The 12,561-nt window shown below is 53.6% G+C and carries 11 protein-coding genes; 3 read left to right on the top strand and 8 right to left on the bottom strand.

Translation table 11 applies throughout. From position 1 onward, the window contains the following. Positions 1 to 29: 29 nt before the first annotated feature. The 6 genes from JET16_RS14870 to JET16_RS14845 form a co-directional block, all read right to left on the bottom strand. A complete protein-coding gene (locus JET16_RS14870; RefSeq protein WP_199617076.1) occupies positions 30 to 1,550 on the bottom strand; it encodes a tripartite tricarboxylate transporter permease in 1,521 nt (506 codons plus the stop codon). Between the two features lie 17 nt (positions 1,551 to 1,567). Beyond that, positions 1,568 to 2,014 carry a tripartite tricarboxylate transporter TctB family protein gene (locus tag JET16_RS14865; RefSeq protein ID WP_199617074.1) on the bottom strand — a complete coding sequence of 149 codons (447 nt, stop codon included), beginning with the start codon at positions 2,012 to 2,014 and terminating at the stop codon, positions 1,568 to 1,570. A gap of 105 nt (positions 2,015 to 2,119) precedes the next feature. Next, the gene (locus tag JET16_RS14860; protein ID WP_199617073.1) at positions 2,120 to 3,145 is read right to left on the bottom strand and encodes a tripartite tricarboxylate transporter substrate binding protein; all 1,026 of its coding nucleotides are present in this window, start codon (positions 3,143 to 3,145) and stop codon (positions 2,120 to 2,122) included. Positions 3,146 to 3,691: 546 nt separating this feature from the next. Continuing rightward, positions 3,692 to 4,915, bottom strand: a complete 1,224-nt coding sequence (locus JET16_RS14855; protein WP_199617072.1) for a response regulator transcription factor — start codon at positions 4,913 to 4,915, stop codon at positions 3,692 to 3,694. A 24-nt stretch (positions 4,916 to 4,939) separates the two neighbouring features. Beyond that, positions 4,940 to 6,751 (bottom strand): cache domain-containing sensor histidine kinase, encoded by a 1,812-nt coding sequence (locus JET16_RS14850; RefSeq protein ID WP_199617223.1) that lies wholly within the window; start codon positions 6,749 to 6,751, stop codon positions 4,940 to 4,942. 21 nt (positions 6,752 to 6,772) lie between these two features. Continuing rightward, on the bottom strand, positions 6,773 to 7,783 hold the full coding sequence (locus tag JET16_RS14845; protein ID WP_199617071.1) for a substrate-binding domain-containing protein: 1,011 nt from the start codon (positions 7,781 to 7,783) through the stop codon (positions 6,773 to 6,775). A 242-nt stretch (positions 7,784 to 8,025) separates the two neighbouring features. Between JET16_RS14845 and JET16_RS14840 the strand changes: the two genes are divergently transcribed. Beyond that, positions 8,026 to 8,937: an RluA family pseudouridine synthase gene (locus JET16_RS14840; protein ID WP_233531609.1), complete on the top strand. Its 912-nt coding sequence runs from the start codon at positions 8,026 to 8,028 to the stop codon at positions 8,935 to 8,937. A gap of 323 nt (positions 8,938 to 9,260) precedes the next feature. Here JET16_RS14840 and JET16_RS14835 read toward each other — a convergent pair whose 3' ends face one another. Then, positions 9,261 to 9,626, bottom strand: a complete 366-nt coding sequence (locus JET16_RS14835; RefSeq protein ID WP_199617070.1) for a hypothetical protein — start codon at positions 9,624 to 9,626, stop codon at positions 9,261 to 9,263. Between the two features lie 188 nt (positions 9,627 to 9,814). Here JET16_RS14835 and JET16_RS14830 point away from each other — a divergent pair, with 188 nt between their 5' ends. Both JET16_RS14830 and JET16_RS14825 read left to right on the top strand, forming a co-directional pair. Further along, on the top strand, positions 9,815 to 10,000 hold the full coding sequence (locus tag JET16_RS14830; RefSeq protein ID WP_199617069.1) for a YfhD family protein: 186 nt from the start codon (positions 9,815 to 9,817) through the stop codon (positions 9,998 to 10,000). A gap of 112 nt (positions 10,001 to 10,112) precedes the next feature. Further along, positions 10,113 to 10,574 (top strand): hypothetical protein, encoded by a 462-nt coding sequence (locus JET16_RS14825; protein ID WP_199617068.1) that lies wholly within the window; start codon positions 10,113 to 10,115, stop codon positions 10,572 to 10,574. Positions 10,575 to 10,611: 37 nt separating this feature from the next. Here JET16_RS14825 and glpK read toward each other — a convergent pair whose 3' ends face one another. Beyond that, positions 10,612 to 12,099 carry a glycerol kinase GlpK gene (gene glpK / locus JET16_RS14820; protein WP_199617065.1) on the bottom strand — a complete coding sequence of 496 codons (1,488 nt, stop codon included), beginning with the start codon at positions 12,097 to 12,099 and terminating at the stop codon, positions 10,612 to 10,614. Positions 12,100 to 12,561 lie beyond the last annotated feature (462 nt).

Below are 12,561 nucleotides of genomic sequence, written 5' to 3'. Positions count from 1 at the left end.
TAAGTCGCAACGGCATTCCTCCGAACCGCTTAGCTTTCGAGAGCGGCATCGGCGCCGACCGCTTCTTTCACTTTGAGCTTGGTGCGACTGATCAGGATGAGGGAAACGACAAGCAGAATCGCAGCCAAAACCAAGATCGACAACGAGATCGGACGATTCACGAACACCGCAAAACTGCCGGAAGACATGGTCAGCGACTGTACGAACGATTGCTCCATCATCGGACCTAAAATGAAGCACAATATAAACGGAACGACCGGCCAGCGGTACTTTTGTAAAATATATCCTACAACGCCGAAGATGAGCGCTATCAACACGTCGAACAAGCTGTTTCTTATCGTATATGTGCCGATGATGCTAAGAATCAGGATAATGGGCGCCATTACGCTGTAAGGTATGCTGGTAAGCTTTGCCCACAAACCTACGAGAGGCAGGTTGAGCACAAGGAGCATGATATTGCCGACAAACATGCTTGCGATGACGGTCCAGACGAAGCCGCCGTTCTGTTCAAACAGCATGGGACCCGGCTGCAGACCGTAGATCATTAAGCCGGCAAGCAAAATCGCAAGCGGCGGCGAGCTTGGGATGCCAAGCGCAAACAATGGAATGAAGCCCGAAGAGCTTGTCGCGTTGTTGGCCGCTTCCGGAGCCGCTACCCCTTCCATTGCGCCTTTGCCGAACCGTTCCGGCGTCTTCGACATTTTCTTCTCCAGATCGTAAGCCAGGAAGGTAGAGACCGCAGTGGAGCAGCCTGGAAGCAAGCCCAGAAGAAATCCGACCAAGCCGCCGCGAACGATGGATTTGGAGCTTTGCTTCAGATCCGAGGCGCTCGGGTAAGGATTTTTGATTTTACCCACAGAGATTTTACCCGTCTTTTCCTCAAGGCCTTTGAACACTTCCGCAATGGCGAACAAACCGATGATCACGCTGATCATCTCGACGCCGGCCATCAACGATTCGTTTCCGAACGTAAACCGCATCTGTCCGCCGGAAGGCCCCATCCCGACCATAGCGAACAAGTAACCGAGCAGACCCATGATTAAGCCTTTGATGATCGAGTTTCCCGCCAAATTCACAATAACGGTGAGCGCGAGCAGCATAAGCGCGAAATATTCCGGCGGCCCGAACTTCAGCGCTTGGTCCGCCAATGCCGGCGCGAAGAACACAAGGCCGACCACGGCGATCATGCCGGCGGCAAACGATGCGATGGCGGCAATGCCGAGCGCGGCTCCTCCTCTCCCTTGCTTCGCCAGCGGATACCCGTCCAGGCACGTCGGAACCGAAGACACCTCTCCGGGTATGTTAAGAAGGATGGCGGTCGTTGAACCTCCGTACATCGCGCCGTAATATATTCCCGCCAACATAATGATACCCTGCACCGGATCGAGAACCGTCGTCAGCGGCAGCAGTATCGCGATCGCTGACGTCGGTCCGAGTCCGGGAAGCATCCCGACAAGCGTTCCGACGAGCGCCCCAAGTATAGCCATCGCTATATTCAGGGGTGTCAGCGCTTCGCCAAAGCCCGTTAACAGCATCGAAAGAGCTTCCATATATTCCACCCCGTTAATTAATAGAACATCCCTTTAGGGAATGACATACCAAGCCAATAAATAAAAATCATATAGAAGACCGAAGTCAGCAGCGCTCCGAACAAGGCCGACTTAATCAGGCGAAAGCCGCCCATCACCTTAAACAGCCCGATCGCAATCAACAATGTGCTGATAACGTAACCCAACACCGGTATAATCACCCAATATACAAAGAGCAGGCCGAAAGATAAAAGCATTGAGATCACAGTAGACTTGTCCGGAAAAGTAGCGACAAACTTCTCTCCCTTTACCGCCGCAAAGGCCAACAGAAGCCCCAACAATACGAGCAGCGCTCCGACAACTGCGGGCAGAACATGGTCCCCCGCAAAATAGTCGGTGCGGTACGGATACAGGCGTACAGCCTCCGAAATGGCGACGCTTCCAAACAAGATGCTGATAATTCCTCCGATACGGTCGGCGATCATCCGCTCTCCTCCTTTCTTCGCAAACTTTTGAGCCTCGCGATCCTTTGAAAATAGAGGGAAGAAAGGACATCGACTTCATATCCTTTCTTCCGATCCGATTCTCAATTACTTCACCAAGTTTTTCTTTTTGACAATGTCCACGAATCTTGCCACTTCTTCTTCCACGTGCTTCTTGTATTCCGCCGAGTTTTGGAAAATCCCTTGAACGTTCATCGACTTGAGCTTGTCCTGGAACGCCGAATCCTCATGCATCTTCTGAATCGACGATTCCCATTTCTTCACTGCGTAGTCCGGAACGCCCGCAGGCATAGACACGCCGACCCAGAACGATGCGGTTACGCCCGAAATGCCTTGTTCCTCCAACGTCGGCACGTCCGGGAAGAACGGACTTCTCTTATCCGAAGCGATACCAAGAATTTTCAGCTTGCCCGCCTTCACGAGATTGGACGCTTCGCTCACGCCTTGCACGCCGAGGATGATATGTCCGCCGGCAACCTTCGGAAGCGCATCGGCCGAACCGTTCGTAACGACAAGCTTCGCCTTGGAGTAATCCGCCCCGATGCTGTCCATCCATTGGATGACCCCGAACGAAGCGATCGCCGTAGGTCCGTTGCTTGCGAAAGTGAGTTGATCCGTGTTGTTTTTCGCCCATTCGCTGAACTCTTTCATGTCTTTCCAAGGAGCATCCGCTTTTACAATGTAAGCGAGCGGGTCGTTCGTCGTTCTTGCTATGAATTGATAATCGTCTATCGTGAACGGCAAATTTTTCTGGCCGGCGATGAGGCCCGACACAGCGGAAACGCTTTGCACGATCACCGAATACCCGTCCTTCGTCCCTTGCTTCAGGACGGCTTGCGTCGCCGTCGCGCCGCCTGCGCCCGGCTTATTGACGACCACCAGCGGCTGTCCCCATTCCTTGCTTAAATACTCGCTCATGGCGCGCGCGTACAGATCGGTTCCACCGCCTGCCGCGAACGGTACGGTTACCTCGATTTGCTTCGTCGGATATTCCGGTTCCGCATTCGCCGGCGCCGCCGCCGTTCCTCCCGTCTTCCCTCCGGAGGCGCAGCCGATCACCGTGCTTGCCAGCAATGCCAATGATAATAATGCTCCAACCGCATTCCTCTTCATGCCGAAATCCCCCTATACATTTGTCGCTTGTGTATAAGCGCTTTCAGTAAGCGCTTTCACAACTCGTAATTTCAATTCTATTTCCTTTTGCGCAAATTACAATCCATTCGGTCATATTGTTACTTTTGGTCTTTTTGGTCGTCGTGGCAGCACACCCGGTCAGCGGCACCACGTTGAGGTGCAATAGTCACTTTTCCTGACAAATAAACATACTTGTCCCGACTAATTGTTCGGACTGGCTGACTAACGGGCAATTTCGGCGAGTAATTGGCGAAAATAAGCAGCTTGAGCCTGACTAATAGTCAGGAAAGGCGATTATTAGTACGGGTAAAGCTGACTAATTTGCAGCCAAAACGCCGATAACGAATGCATTAGTCGCCAAACCCGACAAATAAGACGAGTCAGCCTGCCTAATAAGCCGGTTTTCCTGACTAGCGCTTAGTCCGGTAAGCATCCGGTCCGGAAGGTACGGCTAAAAAATACAAGAGCCGTCCTAAAGTCACCTGGTGATGACTCTTAAGACAGCTCTCGCATCCTTCGCCTGCGCTAATCCGTGCCTTCCGCTCCCGCTGCCGGCCCCTTGCGGTATTGAATCGGCGGCACTCCGACCACCTTCTTGAATGCGGTGCTGAAATAATGCTGCGACTCGTAGCCGACCTGTTCCGCAATTTTGTGAATCGGCCAATCGGTCGAGTTGAGCAGTTGAATCGCCCTCTGAATGCGCAGCTGCGTTACGAACGCCACGAAAGAGACTCCCAGCTCGTTCTTGATCACGCGGCTTAGGTATACCGGAGACACGTTCAAAAGCTCAGCCAACGATTCCAAGGTGAGCGACGCATCATGCAGATGGGTCTGAATATACTGCTTAGCCCTCTTCGCCACCGGTGATATTTGCGTTCCTTGATATACCGCAGTCTTACAAGTTTTATAAGCAGCCGGAACAGCAGCGAGCCCGCCGCTCACCTTCTCGGAATGGAGCACGACCGACAGTTTAAGATAGCCTTGAACCGATTGCTCGATCCTGGTCAACACCTCCAGCGGGCACGGGCCCCAAACCATTATAAATATCAAGTCGGAATAACTGCGGAATATGACGGAAGGATAAGCTTCCAGCAGCTCCCCGGCAATATTCTCAATGGCGTAAAGGAGCAGCTGGCGATCCCTCTCCTTCATCAGCGATTGATTCGGACTAAGCTCCGGCCAACGGATGACGGCAAGGATGTCCGGAGCGTTGTCCGGCAAGCGCAAAAACTGCAGCTGCTCGCGAATTTCTTCGTACGACAAATGCCCCTCCATCCACTCCAGACAAAACCGTTCGCGAAGCATGTGGAGATTTTTCATAATCTGCTCCGAGGCCAGCTTCAAATGCCTGCTCTGGTGCATAGAGTTTTCCAGCTGCTTCACCGTTCTGGAGAGCACCGAATGCAGCTGCTTCGGCTGAGCCGGCTTCAGGATGTAGTCGTCGACTTGAAGCCGAATCGCTTCCTGCGCATAGCCGAACTCATCGTGTCCCGTAATGATGATGATCCGGCATTCCGGCAGCAGCTTCCGCACCTCCTTGATCAGCTCCATCCCGTTCATGATCGGCATGTTCAGATCGACAAGGAGAATGTGGATTTGATGCCGGAGCGCGAGTTCCATAGCCTCTTCGCCATCCTCCGCCTCCGCCGTCACTTCCATGTGCAATGCGCTCCAGTCGACGGCGTTGCGAATACCCTCCCGTATGATCGGTTCATCGTCGGCAATAATGACTTTCCATACCTTTTCCATGCAGACATCCCCTAATATTCGTCTCTATTCTTTCTTACGGTCCTTCTCCGTTAACAGCGGATGCAAAATCGTTACCGTCGTCCCTTGTCCTGCTTCACTCTCCATGGAAATGCCGTACGCGTCCCCGAACGTCAACTGCAGACGGGCATGAACGTTGCGAAGGCCGTATCCTGGCGGCGGCGGATAACTGCCCTCCCCTTTCATCGCCGTATCGCTTAATGCCGACCGCAGCTCCGCGAGCTTCTCCCGCGTCATTCCTTTGCCGTCGTCATGCACGCGAATGATCAGCCGGTCCTTCTCCTCTGCCGCCTCAATATGAATATGCCCCGGGCCTCTGCGTTCTTTGATCCCGTGGTAAATCGCATTTTCCACAATCGGCTGCAGCATGAATTTCATCACATGCCGATGCTGCACATTCGGCGCAATATCAATCGAATAGTTCAACTTTTCTCTATATCTTGTCTTCTGGATAATCAGATAACTGCGTACATGCTCGATTTCCTCCGCAAACAGGATCATGTCCTGCCCCTTGCTCAGACCGATACGGAACAGCTTCGACAACGATGCGATCACATCGGCCATGTCGTCCTGACCCCGGTTTCTCGCCATCCAGTGCACGGTATCCAGCGTATTGTACAGGAAATGCGGCTTGATATACGCCTGCAAGCTGCGCAGCTCGGCTTCGCGCTGCTGCCTCTCCTGAATCTTCGTCAGGGAAAGCAAGCGGTTAATTTGCGCGAGCATTTTGTTAAAGCTGCGGCCGAGCATCCCGATCTCGTCGTCCCGCTTCCCGATGTAGCGAATGGCCAAATCGCCGGACTCCGCCTTGTTCATGAAACTCATGAGCTGGCCGATCGGCTTGGAAATCGAGTAAGACAAGTAGAGTGAAGCGGTCAGCCCGAACAAGCAGCCGAAGAAGACGAAGCTTACGAGATAAAACCGGATCTCCTGCACCTCCGGAACGGACTCCCTGGCCGAAAAGACGCCGACCGTCGTCCAATTGGTGAACGGCGACGTCCGGTATATGAACTGGTACGTCTTGTCCGACACCTTCTTGGAGAACGTACCGGAAAAATGATCGCCGATCCATTCCCTCGGAATTTCCCGCACCACAGGGTCCTGAGGCAAGTAAATATTTTTGCCGCTCTGATCGATCACCATAAGATATCCGGTTTTCCCCAGATGAACGTCCTTTACCGTTTCCGCTATGACGCGCATCTTGAGATCGATAAGCACGACCCCAAGCACCCGCTGCCTTGACGTATCGTATATCGCCCGGACAACGGACACGACCTCCGTGTCTTTGTAATTGTTATGATTCGCCAGGTTTCGCTCCACAGGGTGGCCGATAATTTTGAAAATCCCCTTGTTCTCCACCGCCTCGCGGTACCATGAATCCTCCGTCAAGGGAGAATCGGTGCGGGCATACATTTCGTTGCTCACGTACTCTCCGTCGGCGTTCGCCAGCAGGATACCTGCAATTTCGGGATAAAGCGTAATGAAATTTTGCAGAAACTTCCGAAGCTCGTAACGATCGTCCTGCGTTAACGCTTCCGTTCCGTCCTTCATAAAGCGCTGCACTTCCCGCTTATTCGCAGTAAAGTACGTTACGTTTTGCATATTGCCGGCATGGAATTCCAAAGCTTTGTTCACTTTGCCGATCAATTGAAACGTATTGTCGTTCGTCTGCTTCTCGATAATTCTCGCGGTCTGCCAATCGACCAGCAAACCGAGACCGACGGCGGGAATAATGCTGACAAGCAAGAAGAAATAAATGAGCTTATATCGAATCGGCACATTGTTAATGTTGAATCGCTGCCATCTTTCCATCTGCATCAAGTCCGTTTCGTCCGCAAATTACCTGGCGTAAAATTGATCCACATTTTCCTTCGTCACGATCGTAATGCCCGTATCGGTGAAAGGCGGCACAACGGGTCCGCTGCCGGATGCCGCGCCTCCCGCATCTTGAGCGATCATGTGATGCAGGTGGAACAGCTGCAGCAAGGACCAATACCCCATATTCCAAGTGCCTTGCGCCAGCGTTGCCGAAATGACTCCCTGCTTTACGAGGTCCAATGTGCCCAAGTCCGTGTCGAAGCTGATGATTTTAATATTTTTGTTTTGCGCATAATACACGACGGCATCCCCGATACCGACGCCGCCGTTCGCTTCCGTCGCGAATACGCCGCCCAAATCGGGGTGCTTCTTCAGCGCCTCCAACACCGCGTCCCGTGACACGGCTTGGTCGCCTTTGCCGTCCAATACCGCCACAACTTCAAGACCGGGGAACTCCGCCGCGATTGTCTCCTTAAAGCCCTTCGTCCGTTCCTGATGATTTTGCTGATTCGGCTGCGTAACGACGGCCACCTTCCCCTTACCGCCTAACAGCTCCCCCATCTTCCGCGCGGCCGTCACGCCCGCATTGTAATTGTCGGTCGCGAGGAATGAGTAAGCCTTGCTGTTTTCCGCGCCGGAATCGAACAATACGACCGGTATACCCGCGTCCACCGCCTTGTTGATCGTGTCGGTCAACGCGATGGGATCGATCGCGGATAACGCGATGCCGGCGGGCTTCCTTGCAATGACCTGCTCGAGCACTTTAATTTGCTCATTTACGTCATAATGCGTCGCACCGCGGTATTCCACGGAAACGTTCAGCTGCTGCGCGGCGTCTTCAAACCCTTTCAAACAGCTTTTCCAGTAATCGATGCCTGCCTGGAACGTCACCATTACGTACTTCTCGTCTATTTCTCCGCGAAGACCTCCGCTTTCCCACCCGGTCGGCGCGGCCTCGCGGAAATGGTAGTTTAGGAAGTATGCAAAAAACGCGCCGATCAAAACTGTATATAGGACTATAATCCTTTTCATCTGTCTGTGACCCCCAATCGTTCATATCGGCGATGATAATGAATTCGCTTTCATGAATGGGATATCCTTTGTCAAAAAATGAAAAAGAAACCGACACGGCTCCCCGCATCGGCTCGCCTGTTTACCGAATAGCTCTCCAGTGCGGTTAGGTAATGATTGTCGGCTGCCCGTTCGATTTTGCACGCTTTTTGTTGTATCATGTTGTGCATCAAGGGGAATACGACAGGAAGAGAGTGGTTTCGTTGGCAAATCCGACTGGCGGATTGAATTTAAAGATGGCTAAGCGTAAAGGCGAGTGGCTGGAGCTGCGCCTGCCGGATACGCTTGCGGGTATACCGCTCGCGGGGTTGATGCGTCTGCTTCCGGTCCCGCAGAAGGTTGCGGGAAAGCTGATCGCCACGAACGGCGTCGTGCGGCAAGGCAAGCAGGCGCGGCTGCGGCTGTTTCCGCGGGAGCGTCCGGAATTTGAAGCCGAGTGGACGGAATTGAACGTGCTGTACGAGGACGATTTTACGCTCGTGGTGAACAAGCCGGCCGGCGTGGAGGTGCACCCGAGCCACAAGGGGCAGCGGGATACGTTGGCGCATGCGGTAGCCGCCTACTACGACACGACCGGACAAGCTTGCCGCGTCCGGCACATTCACCGGCTGGACAAGGAGACGACCGGGCCGGTGCTGTACGCGAAGAACGAGCTGGCTCATTACGTATTCGATAAAGCGATGCGCGAGAAGAAGATCGAGCGCATCTACTCCGCCGTGGCCGAAGGCGTGATCAAGGATAAGAAGGGCGTCATCGACGCGCCGATCGGGCAGGACCGCCATCACTCGACGCGGCGGCGGGTAAGCGACACCGGCGAGAAGGCGGTGACGCGGTATGACGTGATCGAGCGGTTCGCCGATCACACGTACGTGCGGCTGCGGCTGGAAACGGGGCGCACGCATCAAATCCGGGTGCACCTGGCGCACATCGGGCACCCTCTGGCGGGCGACGGCATGTACGGCGGCCACCGCGAATACATCAAGCGCCAGGCGCTGCACGGCGAGAAGCTTATCTGGTCCCATCCGTGGACCGGGGAACGCATGGAGGTCAAATCGCCGCTGCCCGACGATATCGCCGCCATGCTGCGGACGCTGCGGGAATCGAGGCAGAAGTAGTTGCAGCCGGTCGAACCATGCTGCAAGGAAATGATAATCCCGGAGACGTATTACTTTAAACCGCACTCCGGGAGATCCCGATGGTTCAACCCGAACCTGTGGGAAAAAACAACAATAGGGGACTTTGGAGTACTTATTATCTAGCGTATCAGTCGGTTCAATGGCACATAGGGGATTCTCGGGTGCTTATTTTATCGGAATTCATGGAATTCAGCCTGAAATCGGAAAAATAAGTACCCGGAAGTCCGCTATCGCTTCTTGCAACACAACCGTGCTGAAAAATAAGTACCTCAAAATCCCCTATTCCTGCACAAGCCTTACCGTTACCCCGTCATATCGTCCGCCGCTTCCCGGATCTCTTCGACGAGCCGGTCAAATCCCGTGCGCACCGCATCCGTCAAAGCCGCGAACTCCCGGCTGATACCGGATAATGCGGTATTTTGCTCCCGCAACACATCCGTTTGCTCTTGAATCGAACCGTTTACTTGGGACAACTCCTGCGAAATGCCGGAAAGCCCCCAAAATATGAAGACGGCGCTAACCGCTATAACGACCGACAAAATCGGCCACGCGCGGCCATACCAAGGTTTCTTGCGGGCTTCCTTGCGGCTTATATACACGGTGCGTACCTTATCTGCCGCGTCTCTATCTTGATTTGCCGTATTTTCATGAATCTCATGCTTCGTCATAGGTATTCCTCTCCTTTGTACGAAGTTTACAATCCCTCCGCCGCTTAGGCAGATATTATAATATTCGGAAATACCGGCGCTTTTCGGTCCGTCAAACGGATTATCGGGCCCATGCCTCATAATTAACGAACCGTCTCCAGATACTAATCCGGAAACTAACTTCAGACAAAACACAAGGAGGCGTAACGATGGCCAGAGGCCAAAACCGAAGAACGGTCGACAACAACGAATCGCAGATGCCGCAATCGCCGAAATACGAAATCAGGAAACGCGGCGACGACATCGAGATTGCGCAAGAACTGGGCGACAGATACAAGATTGAGCAAAAGCCGGGGTTCCCGCCGACAGGCGTCACCCGCAAAGACCGGGAATAACCCAACCACGCTACCGCAAAACAAAGGCGCTCTCACCCGCATATGGGCGATTGCGCCTTTTATTCATCGGACGACTCTCCCGCATCATATACTTACAGAAGGAGAGATGCATATGAGAATCAATGTGCAGTATATACCTCTTGAGAAGCTGAAGCCCGATTTCAACGGAAAAATGACGCGAAGCATCAAGAAACTTCGAAACGTGCTGTGGGATAGCGCGAATTTGTTGGCGGTCCGCAAAAACCGCAAAGACGGAACGTATATCATCGTCGCCGGTTTGGACCGCTATCATTATCTCCGAAAACATACCAAAGCCAAATCCGCGCCCTGCATCGTCGACTCGAAACACGAATCGCCTCTGCTCGAAAAATTCCCTTGCCTCAGGCCGAAGCGAATCACCCCGGCCGGTTGGTCGATCATCCGCACATTTTTGAAGCAAGAACCGAGGTTCCGTACTCTGTCCCCCTTGCAGCAGGCGAAAGTACTGTATCTTGGCGTCCGGTTTAAGAAAACTGTGATCCGTTCGATGAAATTGTCGGTGGATGAGTTCATCAAGAAAAAAGAGCAGCGGTAGAGAAGCCGCTCTCTTACATATTATATTTAAAACTTTCTCACGAAAATTGCATTGCCGCATGAACCGCCTTTTGCCACCCTCCGTATAAACGCTCTCTCCTCTCATCGTCGATGGCCGGCCGGTATGACGTTTCATGCTTCCATTGGCTTTCGATCTCCGAAGTATCGTTCCACACGCCTGCGGCGAGCCCCGCCAAGTATGCCGCTCCAAGCGCCGTAGTTTCATTTACGGTCGGCACGTCGATCCGCAATCCGAGAATGTCGCTTTGGAACTGCATGAGGAACCGGTTCTTCACCGCACCGCCGTCGACGCGCAAGGACGGAATCTTTATGCCCGTATCCCGCTCCATCACATCGATGACATCCTTCGATTGATACGCGATCGCTTCCAGCGTGGCCCGGACGAGATGCTCCCGCGACGAGCCCCGCGTCAATCCGAAGACGGCCCCTCGGGTGCGGCTGTTCCAATACGGCGTGCCGAGGCCGACGAAGGCGGGCACGACATACACGCCGCCTGTATTCTCCACGCTTCCGGCCAATCCTTCCGATTCCGCCGCGCTCACTATGACCCGCAGCCCGTCACGCAGCCACTGTACCGCAGAGCCGGCGACAAATACGCTGCCTTCGAGCGCATACGATACTTTCCCGCCGATGCTCCAAGCGACTGTCGTCAGCAGCCCGTGGTCGGAAAACACCGGACGGTCTCCCGTGTTTTTCAATATGAAGCAGCCGGTTCCGTACGTGTTTTTCACCATGCCTTCTTTGTAACAGGCTTGACCGAACAACGCGGCCTGCTGATCCCCGGCGATTCCGGCGACCGGTACGTCCAACCCGTGACTGACGGATGGTTCCGTGCGGCCGTATATGTGCGATGACGGTAACACATGGGGAAGCATCGGCTTCGGCACGTTCAAGAGCGACAGCAGCTCATCGTCCCAATCCAGCGAATGAATGTTGAACATCAACGTGCGCGAGGCGTTCGATGGATCCGTGGCGTGAACCGTTCCCCCGGTCAGTTTCCACAGCAGCCACGTATCGACCGTTCCGAACAACAAATCGCCGTTCTCCGCCGATTGTCTGGCGCCCGGCACCCGGTCCAAAATCCACTTCACCTTCGTACCGGAGAAGTACGGATCGATCACAAGGCCGGTCTTCGCGCGAAACAGCGGTTCATGCCCCGCCTCCTTAAGCTTTGCGCATATATCCTCCGTCTGGCGGGACTGCCATACGACGGCGCGGTGAACCGGCTTCCCGCTCCGGCGATCCCATACGACGGTCGTCTCCCGCTGATTCGTAATGCCGATGGCCGCGATCCTGCCGCTGATGTTCTCGCCGCCGGACAGCACTTCCCCGATCACTGACAACGTGGATGACCATATCTCTTCCGCGTCCTGCTCCACCCATCCGTCGGCGGGATAATATTGCTTGATCTCCCGCTGCGCCATGCGCAACAAACTTCCGTCGGAACCGAATAATATCGCCCTTGTGCTCGTCGTGCCTTGATCAAGTGCCAAAATGCAGTCCATTCCGTTCCCCTCCTCCTTGCGTTGAAAGCGCTGCAATAACTTTGTTTTAATCATAAATTACAGCCGCTCCGACGACAATGAAGATTATGGAAAAAGATGATGTGTGTCGCGAAACCTCGTTGAATTTAAAGGAATTTCTTGTGCCTAACCGAATCTTGATTGCATGAATAGTAATCCTTAACGGAATTATGTGTATTTAAAATGACCGACTTCCCCGATTTCCCGCCAAACACGACTCAATAGGTACATGATATTCCGTTAACGCGCCAAAACCGAGCAAGCCTTCCGGCTATTAGTACACGGTTTTCCGCTAACGTCGATTAGCGGCCGCTGAAGAACAATAAGGTATTATCAGGTACTTATATATTCAATGTTACCGCACGTACATGGGGATAAGGGATTTTCCGGTACTTATTTTGCCGATCACGGGCAACACGCTTCGAATCCTTTAATATAAGTACC

This window comes from Paenibacillus alkalitolerans (genome assembly GCF_016482785.1).
GTDB lineage: Bacteria > Bacillota > Bacilli > Paenibacillales > YIM-B00363 > Paenibacillus_AE > Paenibacillus_AE alkalitolerans.
This window is presented reverse-complemented; position numbering and strand designations above follow the sequence as displayed.

What these genes read in the sequence shown, in the direction of transcription:
- JET16_RS14870 (WP_199617076.1), bottom strand. Translation starts at nt 1,550, where the DNA reads ATGGAAGCTCTTTCGATGCTGTTAACGGGCTTTGGCGAAGCGCTGACA.
- JET16_RS14865 (WP_199617074.1), bottom strand. Translation starts at nt 2,014, where the DNA reads ATGATCGCCGACCGTATCGGAGGAATTATCAGCATCTTGTTTGGAAGC.
- JET16_RS14860 (WP_199617073.1), bottom strand. Translation starts at nt 3,145, where the DNA reads ATGAAGAGGAATGCGGTTGGAGCATTATTATCATTGGCATTGCTGGCA.
- JET16_RS14855 (WP_199617072.1), bottom strand. Translation starts at nt 4,915, where the DNA reads ATGGAAAAGGTATGGAAAGTCATTATTGCCGACGATGAACCGATCATA.
- JET16_RS14850 (WP_199617223.1), bottom strand. Translation starts at nt 6,751, where the DNA reads ATGCAGATGGAAAGATGGCAGCGATTCAACATTAACAATGTGCCGATT.
- JET16_RS14845 (WP_199617071.1), bottom strand. Translation starts at nt 7,783, where the DNA reads ATGAAAAGGATTATAGTCCTATATACAGTTTTGATCGGCGCGTTTTTT.
- JET16_RS14835 (WP_199617070.1), bottom strand. Translation starts at nt 9,626, where the DNA reads ATGACGAAGCATGAGATTCATGAAAATACGGCAAATCAAGATAGAGAC.
- JET16_RS14830 (WP_199617069.1), top strand. Translation starts at nt 9,815, where the DNA reads ATGGCCAGAGGCCAAAACCGAAGAACGGTCGACAACAACGAATCGCAG.
- JET16_RS14825 (WP_199617068.1), top strand. Translation starts at nt 10,113, where the DNA reads ATGAGAATCAATGTGCAGTATATACCTCTTGAGAAGCTGAAGCCCGAT.
- glpK (WP_199617065.1), bottom strand. Translation starts at nt 12,099, where the DNA reads ATGGACTGCATTTTGGCACTTGATCAAGGCACGACGAGCACAAGGGCG.